This window comes from Rhodococcus sp. NPDC056506 (assembly GCF_042794945.1).
Classification (GTDB): Bacteria; Actinomycetota; Actinomycetes; order Mycobacteriales; family Mycobacteriaceae; genus Rhodococcus_F.
The window spans coordinates 1-23,566 of sequence record NZ_JBHTSW010000040.1; the positions used below are offsets into that span (position 1 = coordinate 1).

17 protein-coding genes and 1 tRNA gene are annotated in these 23,566 nt (G+C 62.8%); 9 read left to right on the forward strand and 9 right to left on the reverse strand.

Features of this window, described 5'->3' with window-relative positions; genetic code table 11:
* The 7 genes from rpmE to argS form a co-directional block, all read right to left on the reverse strand.
* Nucleotides 1–229: 50S ribosomal protein L31 (gene rpmE, locus ACFQ6H_RS24055; RefSeq protein ID WP_378649043.1), on the reverse strand; the 229-nt coding region annotated here is incomplete at its 3' end.
* 226 nt (nucleotides 230–455) lie between these two features.
* Nucleotides 456–2,612, reverse strand: coding sequence for a transcription termination factor Rho (gene rho, locus ACFQ6H_RS24060; RefSeq protein ID WP_378649045.1), 2,157 nt, complete (start codon nucleotides 2,610–2,612; stop codon nucleotides 456–458).
* Nucleotides 2,613–3,115: 503 nt separating this feature from the next.
* Nucleotides 3,116–4,060 (reverse strand): homoserine kinase, encoded by a 945-nt coding sequence (gene thrB, locus ACFQ6H_RS24065; protein ID WP_007726194.1) that lies wholly within the window; start codon nucleotides 4,058–4,060, stop codon nucleotides 3,116–3,118.
* A gap of 44 nt (nucleotides 4,061–4,104) precedes the next feature.
* Nucleotides 4,105–5,187, reverse strand: a complete 1,083-nt coding sequence (thrC, locus tag ACFQ6H_RS24070; RefSeq protein ID WP_003941280.1) for a threonine synthase — start codon at nucleotides 5,185–5,187, stop codon at nucleotides 4,105–4,107.
* Entirely contained in the window at nucleotides 5,184–6,497 is a 1,314-nt protein-coding gene (locus ACFQ6H_RS24075; protein ID WP_007726192.1) for a homoserine dehydrogenase, read from the reverse strand. Before ACFQ6H_RS24075 ends, thrC begins: the two co-directional genes overlap by 4 nt.
* Nucleotides 6,494–7,915, reverse strand: a complete 1,422-nt coding sequence (gene lysA, locus ACFQ6H_RS24080) for a diaminopimelate decarboxylase (RefSeq protein ID WP_378449322.1) — start codon at nucleotides 7,913–7,915, stop codon at nucleotides 6,494–6,496. Before lysA ends, ACFQ6H_RS24075 begins: the two co-directional genes overlap by 4 nt.
* Nucleotides 7,912–9,564: an arginine--tRNA ligase gene (gene argS / locus ACFQ6H_RS24085; RefSeq protein WP_378539446.1), complete on the reverse strand. Its 1,653-nt coding sequence runs from the start codon at nucleotides 9,562–9,564 to the stop codon at nucleotides 7,912–7,914. Before argS ends, lysA begins: the two co-directional genes overlap by 4 nt.
* Before the next feature lie 216 nt (nucleotides 9,565–9,780).
* Between argS and ACFQ6H_RS24090 the strand changes: the two genes are divergently transcribed.
* Both ACFQ6H_RS24090 and ACFQ6H_RS24095 read left to right on the forward strand, forming a co-directional pair.
* Nucleotides 9,781–10,608, forward strand: coding sequence for a DUF3105 domain-containing protein (locus ACFQ6H_RS24090; protein WP_095971602.1), 828 nt, complete (start codon nucleotides 9,781–9,783; stop codon nucleotides 10,606–10,608).
* On the forward strand, nucleotides 10,601–11,320 hold the full coding sequence (locus tag ACFQ6H_RS24095) for a DUF305 domain-containing protein (RefSeq protein ID WP_378649052.1): 720 nt from the start codon (nucleotides 10,601–10,603) through the stop codon (nucleotides 11,318–11,320). Before ACFQ6H_RS24090 ends, ACFQ6H_RS24095 begins: the two co-directional genes overlap by 8 nt.
* 42 nt (nucleotides 11,321–11,362) lie before the next feature.
* On the opposite strand, the gene ACFQ6H_RS24100 is transcribed toward ACFQ6H_RS24095, so the two are convergent.
* Nucleotides 11,363–13,732 (reverse strand): phosphoketolase, encoded by a 2,370-nt coding sequence (locus ACFQ6H_RS24100; protein ID WP_378649054.1) that lies wholly within the window; start codon nucleotides 13,730–13,732, stop codon nucleotides 11,363–11,365.
* A 243-nt stretch (nucleotides 13,733–13,975) separates the two neighbouring features.
* Between ACFQ6H_RS24100 and ACFQ6H_RS24105 the strand changes: the two genes are divergently transcribed.
* The 5 genes from ACFQ6H_RS24105 (at nucleotide 13,976) to ACFQ6H_RS24125 (ending at nucleotide 20,109) form a co-directional block, all read left to right on the forward strand.
* Nucleotides 13,976–14,048 (forward strand) — tRNA-Arg (locus tag ACFQ6H_RS24105).
* Between the two features lie 693 nt (nucleotides 14,049–14,741).
* Nucleotides 14,742–15,695: a TIR domain-containing protein gene (locus ACFQ6H_RS24110; RefSeq protein ID WP_378649056.1), complete on the forward strand. Its 954-nt coding sequence runs from the start codon at nucleotides 14,742–14,744 to the stop codon at nucleotides 15,693–15,695.
* 183 nt (nucleotides 15,696–15,878) lie between these two features.
* On the forward strand, nucleotides 15,879–16,805 hold the full coding sequence (locus tag ACFQ6H_RS24115) for a LysR substrate-binding domain-containing protein (protein WP_378649058.1): 927 nt from the start codon (nucleotides 15,879–15,881) through the stop codon (nucleotides 16,803–16,805).
* Between the two features lie 128 nt (nucleotides 16,806–16,933).
* Nucleotides 16,934–18,244 carry an MFS transporter gene (locus ACFQ6H_RS24120; RefSeq protein WP_378649060.1) on the forward strand — a complete coding sequence of 437 codons (1,311 nt, stop codon included), beginning with the start codon at nucleotides 16,934–16,936 and terminating at the stop codon, nucleotides 18,242–18,244.
* Between the two features lie 2 nt (nucleotides 18,245–18,246).
* Nucleotides 18,247–20,109 carry an FAD-dependent monooxygenase gene (locus tag ACFQ6H_RS24125; protein ID WP_378649062.1) on the forward strand — a complete coding sequence of 621 codons (1,863 nt, stop codon included), beginning with the start codon at nucleotides 18,247–18,249 and terminating at the stop codon, nucleotides 20,107–20,109.
* 73 nt (nucleotides 20,110–20,182) lie between these two features.
* Here ACFQ6H_RS24125 and ACFQ6H_RS24130 read toward each other — a convergent pair whose 3' ends face one another.
* The gene (locus ACFQ6H_RS24130; protein WP_378649064.1) at nucleotides 20,183–21,712 is read right to left on the reverse strand and encodes an MFS transporter; all 1,530 of its coding nucleotides are present in this window, start codon (nucleotides 21,710–21,712) and stop codon (nucleotides 20,183–20,185) included.
* An 85-nt stretch (nucleotides 21,713–21,797) separates the two neighbouring features.
* On the opposite strand from ACFQ6H_RS24130, the gene ACFQ6H_RS24135 reads away from it, so the two are divergent.
* Nucleotides 21,798–22,175, forward strand: coding sequence for a MarR family winged helix-turn-helix transcriptional regulator (locus ACFQ6H_RS24135; RefSeq protein ID WP_003941367.1), 378 nt, complete (start codon nucleotides 21,798–21,800; stop codon nucleotides 22,173–22,175).
* Nucleotides 22,176–22,408: 233 nt separating this feature from the next.
* Nucleotides 22,409–23,560, forward strand: a complete 1,152-nt coding sequence (locus ACFQ6H_RS24140) for a N(5)-(carboxyethyl)ornithine synthase (RefSeq protein WP_378449318.1) — start codon at nucleotides 22,409–22,411, stop codon at nucleotides 23,558–23,560.
* Nucleotides 23,561–23,566 lie beyond the last annotated feature (6 nt).

Consider the following 23,566-nt stretch of genomic DNA (forward strand, 5'->3'; position numbering starts at 1 on the left):
CGGTGGCCGGGACCTTGCTGTCTGCACGCTTGCCGTAGCGAGCCTCGAAGCGAGCGACGCGTCCACCGGTGTCGAGAATCTTCTGCTTGCCGGTGTAGAACGGGTGGCACTGCGAGCAAACCTCGACGTTGATGCGTCCGGACTCCTTGGTGCTGTGGGTCTCGAACGTGTTACCGCAACCGCAGACGACGGTGGTCGCTACGTAGGTTGGGTGGATTCCTGCCTTCATGGTGTCCCTTTCAATGGTCGCCGGGTCGACGTCGCCAATCGACATCGTGAACCGGAACCGGACTCGGCCGTTCAGTATGCCAGATGCGGTACTTCACCAGAAATTCCGCGTCTCGCACGCCTCGGGGTGGCTGTACGAAGTTGTCAACGCACTGCACCTCGGTTTTGTTCCGCCCATGCAAAAGGCCCACAACCAGCTGGTTGTGGGCCTTTTGACGTCGAGTCGATCAGTCGTCGATCGCACCCGGTGCGGTCTTGGAGACCTGCATCAGGAACTCGAGGTTGTTCTTGCTCTTCTTCAGTCGATCGATCAGCAGATCGATGGCCTGATGCGAGTCCAGACCGGACAGGACGCGGCGGAGCTTGTGCAGCACCGCAGCTTCGTCCGGGCTCAGGAGCAGCTCGTCCTTACGCGTGCTGGACGGGTTGACGTCCACGGCCGGGAAGACGCGGCGTTCGGCGATCTTGCGATCGAGCTTGAGCTCGGCGTTGCCGGTGCCCTTGAACTCTTCGAAGATCACGGTGTCGCCGGTGGATCCGGTCTCGACCATTGCGGTAGCGATGATGGTGAGCGATCCACCGTTCTCGATGTTGCGGGCAGCACCGAGGAAACGCTTCGGCGGGTACAGGGCCGTCGAGTCGACACCACCGGAGAGGATGCGTCCCGATGCCGGCGAGGAGTTGTTGTACGCACGACCCAGACGCGTGATGGAGTCGAGCAGTACGACGACGTCCTTACCCATCTCGACCAGGCGCTTCGCACGCTCGATTGCCAGTTCGGCAACTGCGGTGTGATCTCCCGGCGGGCGGTCGAAGGTGGAGGAAATGACCTCACCCTTCACGCTGCGCTGCATGTCGGTCACTTCCTCGGGACGCTCGTCCACGAGGATGACCATCAGGTAGCACTCAGGATTGTTGGTGGCGACGGCATTCGCGATCGCCTGCAACACGCTGGTCTTACCGGCTTTGGGCGGGCTCACGATGAGGGCACGCTGGCCCTTACCGATGGGCATCACCAGGTCGATGACACGCGTGGTGAGAATGTGCTGCTCGGTCTCGAGGCGCAGACGCTGGTTCGGGTACAGCGGCGTGAGCTTGTTGAACTCGGGGCGCTTCTTCGCGGCCTCGACGTCGCCGCCGTTGACCGTGTCGATACGGACCAGCGGGTTGAACTTCTGACGCTGGCTGCCCTGCTCACCGTCACGCGAGACCCGGACGGCACCGGTGATGGCGTCGCCACGGCGAAGGCCGTTCTTGCGGATCAGGTTCATGGAGACGTAGACGTCGTTGGGACCGGCGAGGTACCCGGACGTACGCACGAAGGCGTAGTTGTCGAGGACGTCGAGGATGCCGGCGACCGGCTGCAGGACGTCGTCCTCACGGATCTCGGTCTCGCGCGAATCGTTGGGTGCGCCACCCTCTCCGCGGTCGCGACCACGGCCACGACGCTCACGGAATCGGCGTCCGCGGCGTCCGCGTCCACCCTCTTCGTCGTCGTCCGGGCCGTTGTTGCGGTTGTCCGTACGCGGACCCGCGTTGTTCTGGCCTGCGTTGTTCTGGTTACCGCGATCCTGGCGGTCCTGGTTGCCCCGGTTGCCCTGGTTGTCGCGCTGGCCCTGGTTGTCCCGCTGGCCCTGGTTATCGCGCTGGCCCTGGTTGTCGCGGTTGCGCTCGCGGCGGGGACGCTCGTTGCCCTGCTCGGCGGGAGCCTGATCAGCGTCTGACTTGCCCTCGGTGCGCGCCGGACGCTCCGCCGGAGCCTCAGCTTTGGCGGTCTCGTTGACCTTCGAGGTATCGGCGACCTTCGAGGTGTCGGCGGCCTTCGAGGTGTCCGAGTCGGACTTGGCCGAAGGAGCGTCCTGCTCGATGCTCAGTTCACCCTGGTCGGGCGAACCTGCACGACGAGCGGCGCCGCGACGCTGACGTCCGCGACGGGGTGCGCTCTGATCGGAATCCTCGGCGGATTCGGTACGCGCAGGCGCTGCCTCGGCGGGAGCGGATTCTGCCGCGGGAGCCGTTTCGGCTGCGGGGGTTTCGGTACGTGCTGCGCGAGTGCTCTTGGCACGGGTGCGCGCTACGGGTGCGTCGTCGAGCGTGAGTTCGCTCTGTGCGGGTGCAGCCTTTGCGCTGCCGCCCTGGCGCTCCTTGATGGCTGCGATCAGGTCGCCTTTGCGCATGCCGGAAGTGCCTTTGATGCCCAGTTCACCCGCAAGAGTGCGGAGTTCGGTGAGCACCATGCCGGAGAGTCCGGCACCACGGCGCGTTTCGGCACGCTTCGTGGAGGTCGCCACCGCACCGTTCGATGCTGAAGATGACGCCTGAGAATTGTCGCCTGATTCCGACCCGGCGGGTGCAGAAGTGGCGATGAGGTCCGTATCGGTCACGGAGGTCCTTTCCTTCCCTCACTCGCACTGCGCAAAGTCGAGGGTTCGTCCCGCAGTTCGATTGAATACCGAACTCGGTGGTGCCGTACGTGGTTGCTGTCCAGAACTGCCGGCTTGTCCGCCGTCACATGATTGTCGGAAACTCTCGCCTCAAACTTTTCATGCGCTCGCAAACCTGCCCAACGCGCCTTCGCCGTCGATTCACTCCCCCGTGTGGTGAACCCCAGAGTTGTGGAACCTCTGAGTGTTCGATCCGCGGAGGATCCAAACCTTCGGAGAAGGTACAAGCGCGAGGATCATGCCTGCGAGAATCATGCCAAGGACTGTGGACCCCGATTGGGAAGGAGTTTTGCCCCCTGGTGATGCACCGGCGACTGACGCGCACGATGTACGGACATAGCCCAGGATAGCGCCCAAACCTGAGTCCGGCAAGAATTTGGACGAGTGGGTGTGTCAGTTCACTACCGATCGGTAGTGCGCGACCACCAGGACCAAGGCGGGGATCAGACCGTGGTCGTGGATACTTCGACGCCGTCGGCGATGTCTAATTCGAGCACACGGAGTCCGTCTGCCCGCGCCGCTTCGGCGAGTTCGACGGGGAAAGGTTCTGTGCTGAGCGCCAACACAGTGGGACCTGCTCCGGAAACGGTCGCAGCGATGCCGGCCTCACGCAGGATGCCGATCCACCGAGTCGTGAGCGGTAGAGCGGGCGCGCGCTGTGCCTGATGCAGGCGATCCTCGGTGGCTGCCATCAACAGATCGGGACGAGCCGTGAGCGCGACGACGGCCAGTGCACTGCGGCTCGCGTTGAACGACGCATCCTGGTGCGGAACCAATTCGGGCAGGAGCCCACGGGTGTGTGCGGTGGACGACCGTTCCTCGGGAACCAGTGCAACGGCACGGATATCGGGATGTACGTCGAGTTTCGCCGCCGAGTAGATCGGCTCGTCGCCTTCGACGGCCGGCGGGCAACTCCACGAGACGACTGCGCCGCCGAGAACACTGGCAGACGCATTGTCCGGGTGACCTTCGAACTCGGAAGAGAGCTGAACCAACTGCTCTTCCGTCAAACCGATCTCGGCATCGAGTGCGCGTGCCAGGCCGTTGGCTGCAGCGAGTCCACCGACGGCCGCGGAAGCCGAGGACCCCAGCCCGCGTGAATGCGGGATCGCGTTGCGGCACAACACGTCCAGGCCACTGGCCCACACTCCAGCCGCTTCGAGACCACGCTCGATTGCGCGAACCACGAGATGCGAAGGACCCCAAGGGACGTCGGCGGCGCCTTCACCTTCGACGCGAATCTGGAGACCTGAATCCGTTGTGGTGACCACGATTTCGTCGTACAACCCCAACGCCAGACCGAGGGTGTCGAACCCCGGCCCCAAGTTTGCACTCGAGGCCGGGACGCGAGCAGTCACCGAAAGGCCGATAGGCAGGGTTATAGTCATGTCAGACACCGGATTCCGCGGAGTGGTCGATGAATCCACGGACACTATGCAAGCTCGAGGGCAGCCGCAACGGCAACGGGATCGACACCGATCGGCTCGACGTTCGGCATACCCTTCAAAGCCGTGTCAGGATCCTTGAGACCGTTACCGGTCACCGTGCACACGACGGTCAGGCCCGGCTCGAGCCAGCCCTCTGCACGTGCGGCGAGCAGGCCGGCGACGCTGGCTGCCGACGCCGGTTCGACGAAGACACCCTCGGTGGCGGCGATCAGACGGTAAGCCTCGAGGATCTTCTCGTCGGTGGCGGCACGGAATGCACCGTTCGACTCTTCCTTCGCGGCGACAGCGCCGTTCCAGGAAGCGGGGGAACCGATTCGGATTGCGGTAGCGATGGTTTCGGGATCCTTGACGGGTGCGCCGTTGACCAGCGGAGCCGCACCGGCAGCCTGAACGCCGAGCATGCGAGGCTTGACCGTGGTCAGACCGTCGGCGTAGTACTCCGAGTAACCGCGCCAGTACGCGGTGATGTTTCCAGCGTTTCCGACCGGGAGGGCGTGCACGTCGGGAGCCTTGCCGAGCACGTCCATGATCTCGAATGCCGCGGTCTTCTGACCTTCGATGCGCACCGGGTTGACCGAGTTGACCAGACCGATGGTGGGGAATTCCGCCGTGGTCTTGCGTGCCAGCTCTAGGCAGTCGTCGAAGTTGCCCTGGACCTGAATGATCTTGGCGCCGTGCATGACTGCCTGCGCAAGCTTGCCCATGGCGATCTTGCCCTGCGGGATGAGCACGGCGCAGGTCATGCCGGCCTTGGCTGCATACGCAGCGGCCGAGGCGGAGGTGTTGCCGGTGGACGCACACAGAACTGCGCGCTGGCCACGGGCCAAGGCGTCGGTGACGGCCATCGTCATGCCACGGTCCTTGAAGGAACCGGTGGGGTTGAGACCCTCGACCTTGAGGTAGACGTCGCAACCGGTGATCTCGGAGAGGTGGCCGGCCGGCAGGAGCGGGGTGCCGCCTTCGCGCAGGGTGACGGTCTTCCAGTTGTCACCGATCGCGAGACGGTCCCGGTATGCCTCGATGAGACCCGGCCATGCCTTGTGGACGGGGTTGACGATGCCGGTCATTGTTCAGTGCCTTCCAGTCGCAGCACGCTGGTCACAGCGGTGACGAATTCGAGTTCGTTGAGGGCCGCCACGGTCTCGGACAGAGCCGCGTCGGTTGCTACATGAGTGACGACCACCAGACGCGCGCCGGCGCCGGCGCCCTCCTGGCGGACGACGGAGATGCTCACGCCATGCTTGGCGAACTCGGCGGCGACTGCGGACAGCACGCCTTCCTTGTCCGCGACCTCCATGTTCACGTAGTAGCGCGTGAGGATGTCGCCCATCGGGGCGACCTTGAGCTTGGCGTACTTGGACTCACGGGGGCCGCGGCCGCCGTGAACCTTGTTGCGCGCCGCCATCACCAGGTCACCCATCACCGCGGAAGCGGTGGGGGCGCCGCCTGCGCCCTGGCCGTAGAACATGAGCCGGCCGGCGTTCTCTGCTTCCACGACAACGGCGTTGAACGCGCCGTTGACCGAAGCGAGCGGGTGGCTGAGCGGAACCAGCGCCGGGTACACGCGAGCAGAAATCCGCTCCTTGCCCTTGGGCGTGACGATGCGCTCGCAGATCGAGAGCAACTTGATCGTGCAGTCGAGTGCCTTCGCCGACGCCAGGTCGGCAGAGGTGATCGTGGAGATTCCTTCGCGGTACACGTCCGCGGCAGTGACGCGGGTGTGGAACGCGATCGACGCGAGGATCGCTGCCTTCGCAGCGGCGTCGTAGCCTTCGACGTCCGCAGTCGGATCGGCTTCCGCGTATCCGAGGCGTCCGGCTTCGGCCAGTGTCTCCTCGTAGTCGGCGCCGGTCTCGTCCATCGCCGAAAGGATGAAGTTGGTGGTGCCGTTCACGATTCCGGCGACCTTGTTGACACGGTCTCCAGCCAAGGACTGCGTGAGCGGGCGGATCACGGGGATCGCGCCGGCAACAGCGGCCTCGAAGTACAGGTCGACCGAGTTGGCCTCTGCAGCCTCCGCCAATTCACCGGTGTGGTCCGCGAGCAGCGCCTTGTTGGCGGTGACGACCGACTTACCGGAATTGAGCGAGGAGAGAATCAGCTTGCGAGGGAGCTCGATTCCGCCGATCACCTCGACGACGATGTCGACGTCGTCACGACCGACCAGGGACTCGGCGTCCGTCGTCTGCAGTTCCTCGGGGATTCCGCGGTCCGAGCCGATACGACGAACGGCAACTCCCCGCAGTTCCAACGGGGCGCCGACGCGGGCTTCGAGTTCCTCGGCCTGCTCACGAATGATCCGGACGACCTCGCTCCCGACGTTGCCGAGGCCGAGAACGGCCACACCGATAGCGCGATGCGCCGATTCGCTCGTCACTGCGATACCTCCAAGCTGAGCAGATCTTCCACTGTTTCCCTCCGCAGAATCACGCGTGAGACTCCGTCACGCACCGCCACCACGGCTGGGCGGGTGAGCAGGTTGTACCTGCTCGACATCGAATAGCAGTATGCACCGGTCGCTGCTACCGCTAGTAAATCACCGGGCCCGACGTCCTCGGGCATCCAGGTGTCCCGAATGACCACGTCACCGGACTCGCAGTGCTTACCGACGATACGTGCAACGACGGGATCAGCCTCGGAAGTTCGCGAAACCAACTTGGCTTCGTACTCCGCACCGTAGAGGGACGTGCGGATGTTGTCGCTCATCCCGCCGTCGACGCTGATGTAGCGGCGTGTCAGCGAGCTACCCACCGTGACGTCCTTGATGGTGCCGACCTCGTAGAGCGTCACCGTGCCCGGTCCGGCGATGGCGCGGCCGGGTTCGACGGCAAGCGTCGGCTCCGGCAGCCCGGCCAGTGCGGACTCGTTGCGCACGATGTGACCGAGCTTTGCTGCCAGTTCGTCGACGGGCGGCGGGTCGTCGGACGGGATGTACGAGATCCCCATGCCGCCGCCGAGGTCGATGATCGAAATCTGCTTGGTCTTCTCGACGCCGAACTCGGTGACAACCTCGCGGAGCAAACCGATCACGCGGTGCGCTGCCACCTCGAAACCGTCGACGTCGAAGATCTGCGAACCGATGTGGCTGTGCAGTCCGACCAGTCGCAGGTTTTCGGCGGCGAAGACGCGGCGGACCGCGTCGATTGCCGCTCCCCCGGCCAACGAGAAACCGAACTTCTGGTCTTCGTGTGCGGTGGAGATGAATTCGTGCGTATGCGCTTCGACGCCGACGGTCAGGCGGATCAACACGTCCTGAACCACACCGGCCTCTCCGGCGACACGATCGAGTCGATCGATCTCGATCGCCGAGTCGAGCACCACATGCCCCACACCGGCGGCGACACCGGCGGCCAGTTCGGCGACGGACTTGTTGTTGCCGTGCATGGCAATTCGCTCGGCCGGGAAATCAGCGTGCAATGCGATCGCCAGTTCACCGCCGGAGCAGACGTCGAGCGAGAGGCCTTCGTCGGCAACCCAGCGTGCGATCTCGCCGCAGAGAAACGCCTTGGATGCGTAGTGCACCTTGGCATCCGGGCCGAAGGCGCGCGCCATGTCACGGCAGCGCGAGCGGAAGTCGTCCTCGTCGATGACGAACAGCGGGGTGCCGTACTTCTCGGCAAGTTCACTGACCTTGACACCCGCGAGGGTTACTTCGCCGTCGTCACCGCGAGAAGCGTTGCGCGGCCACACCTGCGGTGAGAGTTCGCCGAAGGCTTCGGGGCTGGTTGGACGGTCGGGCAAGCCGGGGGCCTGCAACTGCTCGGCATGCTTGGGGCCGGCGGGGTGCGCGTTCACATTTGCTCCGGTGCGGTGACGCCGAGCAGTTCGAGGCCGTTGGCCAGGACCTGTCGGGTGGCGGCGCAAAGAGCCAGACGCGCGCGATGCACGTCGGTGGCGTCTTCGTCGCCTTGCGGAAGGATGCGGCACGCGCCGTAGAAGCGGTGGTACGCACCCGCGAGTTCTTCGAGGTAGCGGGCAATACGGTGTGGCTCACGCAAATTCGCTGCGCTCGACACGACGCGCGGGTACTCGCCGATCGTGCGGATGAGGTCACCCTCCTGCTCGACGGTGAGCAGGGCGAGGTGGCTCGCGTCGGCCGAGAGTCCGAGGTCTGCGGCGTTGCGGGCGATCGCGGAAAGGCGGGCGTGCGCGTACTGGACGTAGTAGACCGGGTTCTCGCTGCTGGTCTTGGTCCACAGGTCCAGGTCGATGTCGATGCTGGAGTCGACCGACGAGCGGATCATGACGTAGCGCGAGGCGTCGACGCCGATTGCCTCGACCAGGTCGTCGAGGGTGATGACGGTGCCTGCACGCTTGCTCATCTTGACGGCGGTGCCGTCCTTGACGAGGTTGACCATCTGGCCGATCAGCACCTCGACGGTGTCCGGATCGTCACCGAAAGCGGCGGCGGCAGCCTTAAGACGGCCGATGTATCCGTGATGGTCGGCACCGAGCATGTAGATGCAAAGGTCGAACCCGCGGGCGCGCTTGTTCTGGAAGTAGGCGATGTCACCGGCGATGTAAGCGGCGTTGCCGTCGCTCTTGATGACGACGCGATCCTTGTCGTCGCCGTAATCGGTGCTCTTGAGCCACCAAGCACCGTCTTCGTGGAAGAGGTTGCCCGAACCCTTGAGGGATTCGACGGCCTTCTCGACAGCACCGGATTCGAAGAGCGAGTTCTCGTGGAAGTACACGTCGAAGTCGACGCCGAAGTCGTGCAGGGTCTGCTTGATGTGCGTGAACATCAATTCGACGCCGATGGCCCGGAAGGTTTCCTGCTGCTCGTCGGCCGGCAGCTCCATGACGTCGGGGCGCTGCTTCAGCACCGAGGCGGCGATGTCGGCGATGTATGCACCGGCGTAACCGTCTTCGGGAGCAGGTTCACCCTTCGCTGCAGCGATCAGCGAACGCGAGAAGCGGTCGATCTGGGCACCGTGGTCGTTGAAGTAGTACTCACGTGTGACCAGCCCGCCCTGCGCGGACAGAATGCGTCCGAGCGCGTCTCCGACTGCGGCCCAACGGGTTCCACCGAGGTGAATGGGACCGGTGGGGTTGGCCGAGACGAATTCGAGGTTGATCTTCTTGCCTGCGAGGGAATCACCCGAGCCGTACGACGCGCCGGCTTCGAGAACCGACACGACGATCGCGCCCTGCGCATCCTTGTCGAGCCGAATATTGAGGAAGCCGGGTCCGGCGATCTCGGCGGATTCGATTCCGTCGGCGGCGGTGAGGGCTTCGGCGATCCAGCCCGCCAGCTCGCGGGGATTGGTACCGACCTTCTTGGCTACCTGCATGGCAATGTTGGTGGCGTAATCGCCGTGCTCGGGGTTGCGTGGTCGCTCGACGGTAAGGGTTTCGGGCAGCACGGATACGTCGAGGCCACGATCGGCAAGGACGCTCGCTGCGGTTCCGCGGAGCAGTTCGGCAAGGTCAGCTGGAGTCACAGGTATTCATCCTATTGCCTGGACACCGGAAGTGGAGACTCGCCTCACGCCTCGCACTCGGCGAAGCTAGTCGAGGCCGCTGTGGCGTGTCGCACGCCACTCTCAAAGTTTGCCCTCAGACTCGGAAAGTACAGTGGTAATGCCCGAGCTACCACCGCGTACTTACATGCGCGGGCGCGCTTCACCTAAAGCCCACACACCGAAAGAGCCCAATCGATGCCAAGCGGTTCCGATAGTCGCGGTCCCAACAAGAACTCCGGGGCCAAATCAGCCAAGGCCATCAAGGCCGCCAACAAGAACAGTCGGCCGGCCAAGAAGGGCAAGGGTGGCGTCCCCGCTCCCCGCCAGATCCCCTGGCTGTCGATCGGCGCCGGTGTGGCTGTGCTCGCACTCATCGCCGTGCTCGGTATCAATCTGTGGCCCAAGGTCGAGGAGCGGCAGGCCCTCGAGCCGTACAAGTACAGCTCGGAGAACAAGGATCCGTCAGACAAGATCGACGGTGTCCTCAAGATCGAGTACCCGGCGGGCCAGCACGTCGATTCCACTCAGCGAGTCGCGTACGACCAGACCCCGCCGTTCGGTGGCCCGCACGACGCCACCTGGGCGAACTGCACCGGAACCGTGTACGCAGACCCGATCCGCACCGAGAATGCCGTCCACTCGCTCGAGCACGGCGCCATCTGGATCACGTACAACCCTGATCTCGTCGATCAGGACCAGATCGACAGCCTTGCCGGACGCGTCAACGGCAAGTCCTACATGCTGATGTCGCCGTTCCCCGGTCAGAGCAGCCCCATTTCTCTGCAGTCGTGGGGCCATCGCCTCGAGATCGACAAGGCCGACGACGATCGCATCGATCAGTTCATCACTGCGCTGAACCAGAATCCGAACGTCTACCCCGAGGTCGGCGCGAGCTGCACCAATCCCCTGTTCACTCCGTCGACGTCGCCGTTCGATCCGACACCTCCGGGCCCCGACGCCATCCAGATGGACGGCACTGGCGCTACCCCGGCCACCGACGAGCAGATTCCCGCCGGTGGATAGTTCACAGAACACCGATCAGTCTTCGAAGCCGAGTCAGCGCGCCGCACTGCTGATCATCGGTCTGATCGGCGCGATCGCCGTCGGTTTTGCATTGGGTGCATTCACCAATCTCCTCGGACCCGACGCGAAGTCGTCACTGACCGTTCCGGCATCGGATTCGGTGGACGTCGGATTCGCGCAGGACATGAGCGTGCATCACAGCCAGGCCGTGGACATGGCGTCGATCGCTCTGACGAAGTCCACCGACACCGACGTGCGCACTCTCGCGTTCGATATCTTGACCACGCAGCAGAACCAGCTCGGTCAGATGCAGGCGTGGCTGACCATGTGGGATCAGCCGCTGTCCAAGGTGGGCCCGTACATGGAATGGATGTCGTCTGATTCGGGCTCCGGCCACGGATCGCACGGGACTTCGGCCACGATGGACATGGCTCATTCGGGCCCGGTCGACACCATGCCCGGCATGGCGTCCCCCGAGGACCTTGCAGCTCTGCGCGCAGCAGAAGGTCTGCAACTCGACACCTTGTTCCTGCAGTTGATGCTTCGTCACCACGAAGGTGGGCTTCCGATGATGGAGTACGCAGCAGCTGACGCCACCGAGGGGCCGGTGCGCAGCCTGGCGCAGACCATGGTCAACACACAGCAGAGCGAGTCCAAGCTGATGACCGACATGTTGGCAGCTCGCGGCGCAGTGCCGCTGCCCATGAACTGAGCCGAGAACATTCAGACCCGAACTGGGCCTGGTCCTGAAATTTCAGGACCAGGTCCAGTTTTCTACCTCCGGCATGTCTTCGAGGTGCTCGACGATGTAGCGCGAGTGCTTCTCGAGTTGGGTGCGGCAGAACTCCGCCAACTCGGACGCGCCGGCCGGCCGACGCTTGGAGCGTCGTAGCGCCTCGATCACCAGGTGGTAGCGGCTCATCTTGTTGAGGACAACCATGTCGAACGGTGTTGTGGTTGTTCCCTGTTCGCTGAATCCGCGAACGTGGAAACGCTCGGGACTCGGACGCCCGTGAATCAGTTCGTGCACCGCACGCGAGTATCCGTGGAATGCGAACACGACGTCGGTCTGCGCGGTGAACAGATCGAGGAAGACCCGCTCCCCGAATCCGTGGGGATGCTCCGTCGGCGTCAGCAGCGCCATCAGGTCGACGACGTTGACGACTCGGGTGATCAGTTCCGGCGTGTGATCGCGCAGCAACTGTGCAGCAGCCAAGATCTCCTGCGTCGGTACGTCTCCCGCCGCGGCCAGGACCACGTCCGGTTCCTGTCCGCGAGCTTCGGTTCCGGCCCATTCCCAGACCGAAGCCCCCGCCGCGCAGTGCTCGTGCGCTTGCTCGAGCGTGAGGTACTGCAGGTGTGGTTGCTTGTCCACGACGATCAGGTTGACGTGGTCGGTACTGCGCAGACAGTGATCCGAGATCGAGAGCAAGGTATTGGAATCCGGCGGTAGCCACACGCGGATCACACTGGGAGCCAAGGGAATAACGGCGTCGATCATACCGGGACCCTGATGTGAGAATCCGTTGTGGTCGTTGCGCCAGCACGTACTGGTCAGCAGCACGTTGAGCGAAGCGACGGACGCCCGCCAGGGCAGGTCGACAGCGTGTTGGAGCCACTTGGCGTGTTGGATGAGCATCGAGACACTCACCATCGCAAACGCTTCGTAGCTCGCGAACATCCCGTGTCGGCCAGACAGCAGATAACCCTCGAGCCAACCCTCGCAGAGGTGCTCGCTGAGGACCTCCATGACGCGACCGTCCGCCGACAGTCCGTCGTCGTAGTCGGTGATCGGCAACTGCCAGCAGCGATCGGTTGTCTCGAACACGGCGCCGAGGCGATTGCTCGACGTCTCGTCCGGACAGAAGAGTCGGAAAATCCCGCCGCTGTCCTCGGTTTCCGTGGCGGAGTAGATGTCGCGCAGAAGCTCGCCGAGCACTCGCGTCGTCTCGTGGAAAGTCGAACCCGGGGATTGGATGGGTAGCGCGTATTTTTCGAGCGGCGGCATCGGAAGATCGACGCGAAGTCGTCCGCCGTTCGCGTACGGAGTGCTCCCCATGCGCTTGTCCCCCGCCGGCGAGAGCGCCGCCAGTTCCGCGACCAGTGATCCGTTGGCGTCGAACAACTCGTCCGGACGGTACGAGCGCATCCACTCTTCGAGTTGCCGCAGATGCGACTCGTTGGTTCGCACGCCGGACAACGGCACCTGGTGCGCACGATGTGTGCCCTCGACCAAAATTCCGTCGACGGTGTGCGGTCCGGTCCATCCTTTCGGCGTCCGCAACACGATTGCCGGCCACGAACCCGTCCACTCCTCTCCGCGGCGTGCGGCACCCTGCATCTCGCGGATCTTCTCGTGCGCCTGCGAGATCGCTTGATACAGCTGAGGAAACACCACGTCGGGATCGTCACCGGAGACGACGATCGGCGCCCACCCCTGTCCACCGAGGTAGGCCTGGATGTCTTCGTCGCTGCTGCGTCCGTACACCGTCGGCCCGGCTATTTTGGCGCCGTTCACGTGCAGGATCGGCAGGACCGCGCCGTCGCGTCGTGGATTCAGGAACGCCGGGAGCTTCCACGAACCGGACAACGGCCCGGTCTCCGCTTCGCCGTCGCCGATCACGCAGGCCACCACGAGGTTCGGATGATCGAAGGCAGCACCGGCCGCATGGGCAAGGGCGTAGCCGAGTTCGCCGCCTTCGTGAATGCTTCCGGGTGTCTGCACACTCACGTGGCTGGGCACCCCGCCGGGAGCGGAGAATCGCCGACACATCCGGTGGATACCCTCGGCGTCGTCCGAGACTTCCGGATAGATCTCCGAGTACGTTCCCTCGAGATACGTCGACGCGACCAGCGCCGGACCGCCGTGCCCGGGACCGGTCACGTAAAGCCAGTCCGCATCGGTGGCGACGATGTGCCGATTGAGGAGCGTGTAGATCATCGACAAACCGGGACTGGTCCCCCAGTGCCCGAGCAGCCGAGGCTTGATGTGCTCGGCGCGTAACGGTTCCCGCAGAAGCGTGTTGTCCTTCAGGTAGATCTGCGCAACGGTCAGGTAGTTGGCCGCTGCCCACCACTTCAGGTCGAGCGCGAGCTGGTCTTCGGAATAGTGGTGATCGGTCATCAACGACTCCCGTACCTCACGAGGGTGCCCGAGCAGTCCGCCCGAGCCTGTGCTCAGAGCCGAGCCTAGGCGTAAAAAGCATCCGAGTCAGTCGGTACAGATGATTCGACGGCCATGGTCCCCGGCCGCATCCTCGACTACCTCCCCCGACGACGCCATGCCGAGAGGGGTGCCGGTTTGGTCTTGTCCCCCCCTGATGCGCTACGCTAACGCAGCCCAATCGGCACACCGAAAGTTCGGTGAGCCCCCGTAGCTCAGGGGATAGAGCGTTCGCCTCCGGAGCGAAAGGTCGCAGGTTCGAATCCTGCCGGGGGCACCCAGCTTTCTGATGGTCAGACTGACTTTCCTGGCCATCACAGTATCGAAAGTACGTCTCCGGGCACTCAAACAAATAGCTTTTTGATTCGGCTGCAAAATTGAATAGCTCCGGCACATACTTCCCTCCCGTATCCGAAACTCGGTACATCGGAGAAAACTCGGATGAACCGTCACAGGGGTCCATCCACGGCTAGGGCACCTCTAGTCGAGCAGCCAACCCGCTATCACCGCCCTGATTCTCGTCGCCACCACATCTTGGTAACGGCCTTGTGCCGCACCATCACTGCCCTCGGCTTGGTAAGGACTCATCGACACCACCAACGAAACCGCCTGGGTGGCTCAGTCAGTCAGAAAGTGCCCTGAATTCCTGGTCATCGTGGACCTTCCGATCCGCGTCACGTCAACCTCATGCAAGATCGAGTGACTCCTTTGTCTTCCACCGGGCAGACCTAAAACCCTTACGCGATCTTGATCGAGATCGAAGCCACCACTTCTCGAGACGTTGGACGAGGCCCCCTGCGAAGAACCGACACGTTCCACCACGACGCGTCATTAGAACGGTGAATCGGATCCGGCAAAGTCCACAATCGTAGCGCCGATCCCCCGTTCTGCAAGCACTAGCGGATCCTCCGACAAACAGTTCGTCGGGGTATGAACCCGACAGTACGCTGATCGCTGCTAATCTCCGCACATGGCAGACGATGTGAAGATCTTCATTAGTTGGTCCGGTGACCTGTCGCGTGAGATCACCAAAGTTATCCATGCGTGGCTCCCGAAGATGATCGACCGCGTCGATCCTTGGATGTCGGACATAGACGTGCAAGCGGGATCGCGAGCGCTGCAAGATATCGAGACTCGTTTGAATGAAAGTGCGTTCGGAATAATCGTAGTTACAACGGACAACCAAGAGAAGACTTGGCTGAACTTCGAGGCTGGTGCGCTATCCAAGCGATTCGACAACAGTCCAACCAGAGTCGTGCCCCTCTTGGTCAACTTCGACGAATTCTTCCAGATCACTGGTCCGATTCGCCAATTCCAAGGTGTAATGCTTCAGCAGAAGGGCGAACTGTACAAACCTGGCATGCTGAAGTTGCTTCAGTCGGTGGCTGTTATCGCCGAAGCCGATTGGGACTCCGTTTCGACCAGGTTCAACTGGTCCTGGGATGAATTCTGCGAGGATATTCGCGCGGTAATTGACCAGGCTGGAGACCAACCCGATCCTCCCGAATTCGACGAGAAGTCCACACTCCTCGAAATCGCCAGACGGCTGGATCGCATTGAGCGCGACGGCACGGCTCTTTCGCAACAATCAACGCTGGACCGGAATGACCCGTCCGATCCGGTGACGGCCAAAGCGATATCAAGGACCAACCGAATGCTGATCAAACACGGAATCACTCCGTTGCGCATATCGCCTGACGTCGGTGCACCCAAGCCCACATTAAAGGTCTACGTGGAGGAACACCCGGAGCCATCGCTCCGCAGTGAGGTTCGAAATCTGTCCACTGACATGACCGGATACCAGCTTCGCTTCCTCGCACGACGACGAACTCCGCGGAATGACGCTGACTTCAACACCGACAGTCCGACAAATCCCGACACAGCTACCGAAATCCAACGTCGGGAAGGTTTGGCCGTTCAATAAAAATCGGACACTAACCAATGTTGGGTATCCAGGGGTACCACAGGATCTTCCAAATTTTGAGCCGCCGTCTACCTCGCAGGAGGCGGCGATCATAAGGGGCGCGAGGCCGAGAGCGACCCCAGATAGCGCCGTGAATCCAGCAACCACAGGTTCAGGGCAATCTATCCGACTACTGTCGATCTCATGCCTCGCATCGATCCTGCTCCCACGTACACGATGCGTCAGCTGGCCGCGTTTGTCGCGGTAGCCGAGACCGGGACGATCAGTGCCGCAGCCGAGCGCTTGCATCTCTCCCCCTCCGCCCTGTCCGCGGCGCTCACCGAACTCGAACGCGCGCTCAAAGTTCAACTGTGCGTTCGCCGTCGCTCATTCGGCATTCAACTGACCCGCACCGGTGAATCCGTCCTGGTGCGTGCACGGGCACTACTTCAGCAGGCAGGCGAGCTTGAATTCGACGCACTGGGAACCGGCGGAACCGTGTCAGGCCCCATCGCGATCGGCTGTTATCCCGCTCTGGGGCCGACGGTGTTGCCGTCGATGATCGCCGGGTTCACCCGTGAGAATCCTGACGCGCAGGTGGAGTTCCGCGAGGACACTCAGAATCGGCTCCAGACACATCTCGAGAACGGCGAGTTGGACCTCGCGATCGCTTACAACCTGGACCTGTCTCCACAATTGCGCACAGTTCCGTTGGCCATCCGCGAACCCTTGATCGTCCTGGGTGCAGAACACCCACTCGCGCGGTCCGAGCGACCGATCCATCTTCCGGACCTCGCGGAACACCCGATGGTTCTCCTCGACGCGCCGCCGAGCACCAAACACGCCCTCGACGTCTGTCGCGCAGGCGGATTCGCCCCGAAGGTTGCCTACAGAACTGCGAACTTCGAGACGGCGAGGGCATTTGTCGGCCGTGGCCTCGGCTGGACGCTGTTACTCCAGCGGCCCAAGATGGACGTCACGTACGAGGGGCTCGAGGTAGTCGTCAAGACCATCGCTTCCCCTGTCGTGCCGTCGGTGCACGTAGTTCTCGCGTGGCACCAGAACACTCGCCTCAGTCGCGTCGCACGCGCTTTCATAGAATTCGTTTCACCCTCGGAATCTGCCCAATAGTCCTACTACCAGCCAGCGGAGCTGGTTCCACGCATTTTCCGTGCAAGAACCTCCAATTCTTTCGCTTTTCAATTGTTGTGGCGCACGTCATTGTTTCTTCAAGCCACATTCATCTCGAAAGGCACTTCATGACCTCCATCGCCTCACCGACCGCTACGCGCACCGCCGCGACGGTCAAGGCGCGCAAGGCCGCCCTCGGCAGCTTTGTCGGCACCGCCATCGAGTGGTACGACTTCTTCATCTACGGCACCGCCGCCGCGCTCGTGCTCGGCAAGCAGTTCTTCCCCGGCACGTCCGATCTGGCCGGCACCCTGGCCGCCTTCGCCACCCTCGCCGTCGGATTCGTCGCGCGTCCCATCGGCGGAATCGTGATGGGCCACTTCGGCGACCGCATCGGACGCAAATCCATGTTGGTCACCTCGTTGATGCTGATGGGCTGCGCCACCGTTGCCATCGGCCTGCTACCCAACTACGCCGCCATCGGCGTCTTTGCCCCCATACTCCTGGTGACCTTGCGATTCGTTCAGGGACTCGGTGTCGGCGGCGAGTGGGGCGGCGCAGTTCTGGTCGCCACCGAAAACGCACCGGAGGGCAAGAAGGGGCTGTACGGCAGCGCACCACAAATCGGTGTTCCCGCAGGCGTACTGGTGGCCAATCTCGTCTATCTCCCCCTCGCCGCCTTCATGGACGACGATGCATTCAACTCCTGGGGATGGCGAATCCCGTTCCTGCTCAGCGCAGTTCTGGTGGGCGTTGCGATGTGGATCCGTCTCGGCCTCGAGGAAAGTGACGAGTTCACCGCATCGAAGTCCGAAGCGCCGGCGGAGTCAATGCCGATCCTCGAGGTTCTGACCAAACACTGGAAGACTGTGCTCCTCGCCGGTGGAACCTTCATCGCCACCAACGGAATCGCGTACGCGTACATGGTTTACGTCCTCAAGTACGGCGAGACGGAACTCGGCTTCAGCAAAACCACCATGCTGTTTCTCCTCATCTCATCATGCCCGTTCTGGATGGCGGGAATGGCTTTCAGCGCCCACAAGTCGGACACTCTCGGACGCCGGACCGTCTACATCCGCAGTTCGATCGCCCTCGTGGTGGCGGCAGCGGTGTTCTTTCCGTTGATCGACACAGCGATCGTTCCGGTGATGCTCGTATCGATGATCGCCCTCGGCTTCACTCTCGGCTGCTGCGCCGGTCCACAAGCGGCCCTGTTCGCGGAATTGTTCCCCGCACACATCCGCTACAGCGGAGCGTCACTCGGATACCAGATCGGCGCAATCCTCGGCGGCGGGCTGGCCCCGATGATCGCCACTGCGCTCTACGCCGCCTTCGACACCTCGTTCGCCATCACCGCCTACTTCGTGATCATTGCCGTGATCAGCCTGGTGTCCATCTTCCTGCTCCCGGAACCTACTGCCGCACAGAAAGCCTCGTGACTATGTCGACTTACTTTCATCCGAAGAAGTACGCGCCCGAGGACTTCTCGTCCATGGAACCTTCGGCCGACGCACTTCCCGTCGTGATCGTCGGAGCCGGCCCCGTCGGCATGGGCGTAGCCATGGGCTTGGCGCAGCGCGGCATTCCCGTCACGATTCTCGAAGCGGCCGATCAGGTCTCGTTCGGCAGTCGCGCGATCTGCGTGTCTCGGCACAGCCTCGAAGTTGCCGAACGCCTGGGCTTCGGTGCCGAACTCGAAGGCACCGTTCTGCCGTGGGTGGGTGGTCGGAGCTACTACCGTGATCAGGAAGTACTGCACTTCCGGATGGCATCCGCCGAGCACGACGCTCGTGGCCCCATGGTCAACGTGTCGCAATCCGAGTTCGAGCAGATCATGACAGACAAGTTGCTCGCGCATCCCATGGTGAATTTCCACTGGTCGTCGTCGATCGCCGGCATCTCCGGCGGTGATGACGAGGTGACACTGACCGTCGACACCGCGTTCGGAACCCGCGAACTGCGCGCGGCATGGATAGTGGCTGCCGACGGTGGACGAAGCAAGATGCGCGAACTCAGCGGAATCCGCTTGCAGGGCAACAGCTACGAGGGCAACTACGTCATTGCCGACATTCATTGGGAATCGGAACTCCCGGCCGAGCGTCTGGTGTGGTTCGACGCACCCAGCAACCCGGGGTCCACGATCATCATGCACCGCCAACCACGGGACATCTGGCGCATCGACTACCAGCTCGATGCGTCGGACGATCCGGAAGCGGAGACGCAAGAAGATCGCATCCGTGACCGCATCACGCGTCACCTCGAGTGGCTCCAGAGCGACATCCCCTGGACCCTGGAATGGTTCGGCTTCTACCGCGCCCACGCACTCGCCCTGGAAGATTTCACTCACGGCCGTGTGCTCTTTGCCGGCGACGCCGCGCATCTCGTTCCGATCTTCGGTGTTCGCGGCCTCAACTCTGGCATGGAGGATGCCGAGACCCTGGTGTGGCAACTGGCGACCGTTATCAGTGGGGCTGCCGATACCGCAATCCTCGACGCGTATTCGAAGGAACGTCGCAGCGCGTGGCAGCAGAACGTCGACAATGCAGGCAAGTCGACGCTCATCATGTCGCCCGGCAGTCATGGATACCGGACCACCCGCGACGCCGTACTCGAACTCGCCACCAAGCGAAGCGAATTCGCGCACCTCATCAACCCGCGCCAGTCGAGTGCAACGCACGCCCGTCTCTCGCCGCTGACGTGGCCCACAGCTGCGGGCAGCGAGGGCGTATTGCCCGGGGATCCGCTGGAAGACAGGGTCGTCCAGGTCTCGGCGGACGGTTCATCTACCTCCTTGAACAGTCTGCGCGGTACTGGATTCGGCCTGCTGGCTTTCGGACTGTCAGCTGAGCTGGTATCCGAACTCGACACGCAAGCCGAGAATCTCGCTCAGGCTCTTGCACCGGAAACCGTACAGGTGATCACCGCGGGAACTACCGACTCCACGATTCCCGATGTCGAGGGTGACCTCGCATCTGCCCTCGGCGCTCGTGTCGGCGAGATCTTCGTGATTCGGCCCGACGGCTTGGTGCTGTGCCGCATCAGCGATCCCGCGCAATTGAGCGACGTAGCCAAACACCTCACTGCCGGCACCGCGCCAACGCACTTCGACTCAGCACTGTCGGTCACGCCCACTGTGATTGACGACGAAGGCCACCGCGAACACGTCTGGCTGGCACTGTCGAACGCACTCGACCAGGCTGATCCGTCCGACCGCGAAGGCTTGTTGGTGCGTCTAGCCTTGATTCTCGGTTCGCAAGCTACGTCGACGAGCTTCGACGCAGCCCTGGATTCTGCTACTCGGTAGTTCCCGCACAGCAGCTCGGCCGCGCAGGAGTCTCTCCTACGCGGCCGAGCGCATTCGCGGATGAAGCAAGTATTCAGTTGACCTCGGCCAACTCCTTTTCTTCCTCAGCGCGCCTTTCACGCACGGATCTTCCACGCAGCGAGCTCCCACGTACGAGCGGCGAGACGGTGATCGCCAAGCCCACCAGCGCGACCCCGGTGACAAGGATCAGTCCGGGATGGAACTGCTCGAACCCGGCGGTACCGGCGTCGGACGCGGTGTGCGATCCGGCGGTCACGAGGGCAGTAGTCAGAGCGAGCACGAGCGCCGCACCGACCTGAGCTGACGTGTTCACCAGACCAGACGCCAAGCCCTGCTCGGAGTCGTCGACGCCCGAGGTGGCCTGAGCCATGATCGAGGTGTATCCCAACGCGAATCCGAGTCCGAGCAGGATGACGCTCGGCAGAATCGCCACGACGTACGACGGTGAATCGCTGCCGGCGAAGAGGAACCAGAGGTACCCGACGCTCAGCGACGTCAGTGCCGCGATGATGAGCTTGGCACTGCCGTACAGGTCCACCAACCGTCCGACGAACGGTGATCCGAAGGCGACGATGATGCCTGCAGGGAGCAGCGCCATCGCCATCTTCAGGGGAGACCAGCCGAGGGCCGACTGCAGGAAGATCGTCATCATGAACTGGAAGCTCAGGTAGGAACCGAAGAGCGCGATGATGGCCAGATTCGCACGGACGATGGTGCCGACGCGCAGAAGTCCGAGGCGCACCAGCGGATGCGCCACCTTCTTCTCCACGAAGAAGAACGTCGCGAGCAGCACGGCGGCCACGGCGAACGATCCCAACGTCATCGGGTGTGCCCATCCACGGGTCGGAGCCGAAACCATCGTGTACACCGTGAGAAGCATTCCCGTCACCAGGGTGACGGCGCCGACGAGGTCGTGTCCCCCGGTATCTGCGGGACGGTCCCGCGGAATGAGGAAGTACCCACCGATCAGCGCGATGACGGCAAACGGAACCGGCATCAGGAACGTGAATCGCCAACCGGCACTGGTCAGCAGCCCACCGAGGATCAGACCGGACGAGTAACCACTGGCGCCGAACACGGAGAACACCGACAGCGCACGGTTACGGGCCGGACCTTCCTTGAACGTCGTGGTGAGAATGGACATTGCGGTCGGAGCGGTGAAGGCCGCAGCCAATCCCTTCACGAATCGTGATGCGATCAGCAGTGTTCCGTTGTCGACAAGGCCACCGACCAGCGAGGCGATTGCGAAGACGGTCAGCGCGATCAGGAAGACCTTCCTGCGCCCGAGAAGATCGGCGGTACGTCCACCGAGTAGCAACAGGCCGCCGAATCCGAGGACGTAGCCGTTGATGATCCACTGCAGCGAGGTAGTGGACAGGCCCAGTTCATTGCCGATGGACGGAAGAGCGACGCCCACCATCGACACATCGAGACCGTCGAGGAACAACACGAGGCAGAGCACCGCGAGGATGCCCCACAGCTTGAGGGACCAGCCCTCCCCTGTGGCCGGATCCGAGGATTCCGTAGAACCCGGGGATTCCGGCGAATCGAATGGTTTGAGTGTCGAGTCTGTGCAAGTCACGTCAGCGAGAATAGATGCACATGCACATAATGCACAAGCATTTAATGCAATTGCACGTAATCGAGTCTTCAACTAGAATGCGGTCGTGACGTCGGAATCCGAATTGCGCAACACCTGGCGCTCGCTGTCGACCAGCTACAACGACATCGCGTGCGAACTCGATCGCCAGATGCAGTCGGCGCATGGGCTGAGCATGAGCGACTTCGAGGCTCTCGACCGACTCATGGACGCCACGTGCGAACGTCCACGCATGCAGGAGCTTGCCTCGGAGATGTATCTGAGTCCCAGCGCGCTCTCCCGAAGCGTGGCTCGTCTCGAGAAGGCCGGACTGGTTCAGCGAGCACTGTGCGAGGCCGACCGGCGCGGAGTCTTCGTCGACGTCACCGACAAAGGACGTCAGGTACACGCGGACGCCAGCAAAATCCAACTGGCCGTACTGGATTCACGCCTGCGCGAGCAGTAGCCACACGTCAGCGGAGCACAACACAGCGCCCGGCCACCGGGCGAGGGCCGTTCCGGACTAGACTGAGCACATACCGACGCGCCTTTCTGTTGCCGTCGGCGATCGACAGCAGCGCAGCCAGCACGCTTTCACGCGGTCCTGGCCGAGGCAATCTGCCAGCGTTCCTGCGGCTTCTGCTAGTCCCTCAGGCTCCTGCCTGACATCTCTACCTGCTCCTATCGAGAGATACACAATTGAACAACGCACGCACCCTTGGAGTCATCGGACAGTCGAGCAAACCGGCAGAACGCCGGTTGCCGATCCATCCTGCGCATTTCGATCGCATCGATGCCGAACTACGTTCTCGGATCTACCTCGAAGAGGGCTACGGCCACCCCTTCGGCTACTCCGACGACTACCTCTCGCGCCTGGTTGCCGGAATCCGCACGCGCAAGCAGATTTTGGCGGAAACCGATGTGGTTCTGCTACCGAAGCCGTTGGTGCGTGACCTCGCCGAACTACGATCCGGTCAGGTTCTCTGGGGCTGGCCGCACTGCGTCCAGGACACCGAACTGACACAGATCGCGATCGACAAGAAACTGACTCTCATCGCCTTCGAGGCCATGAACTTCTGGCACAGCGACGGATCGTTCAATCTGCATGTGTTCCACAAGAACAACGAGCTCGCCGGCTATTGCTCGGTACTGCACGCCCTGCAGTTGATCGGTTCCACCGGAGACTACGGCCGCCGTCTCACTGCTGCCGTGATCGGCTTCGGAGCCACTGCACGCGGCGCGGTCACAGCACTCAAGGCGCACGGCATCCACGAAGTGAACGTCCTCACCCAACGTGGAGTCACCGCCGTCAGCTCCCCTATCCACTCGGCGCGCATGGTCTCGTTCGACAACAACAACGGTGACGTCCGTGGCAGCCACGTGATGCTCGACAACCACAGCGTGCCGGTACCCGGCTTCTTGGCCGAGCACGACATCGTCGTCAACTGCGTACTGCAGAACACCGACGCCCCACTGACTTTCCTGACCGAGGAAGACCTCATGGACTTCCAACCCGGCAGCCTCATCGTCGACGTGTCGTGCGACGAAGGCATGGGCTTCAGTTGGGCTCGCCCCACCTCGTTTGCCGAGCCGACCTTCATCGTCGGTGACAACATCACCTATTACGGCGTCGACCACAGTCCGTCGTACCTGTGGAACTCGGCATCGTGGGAAATCAGCGAGTCTCTTCTCCCCTACCTGCCCACCGTGATGGCGGGAGAGACGGCATGGAAGGCAGACGAGACCGTCGATCGGGCCATCGAAATCCGTGACGGCGTCATCGTGAATCCGGCCATCACACGGTTCCAGCACCGCTCGCCGGACTACCCGCACGCCGTCATCGCGGAGTAGCCGCCC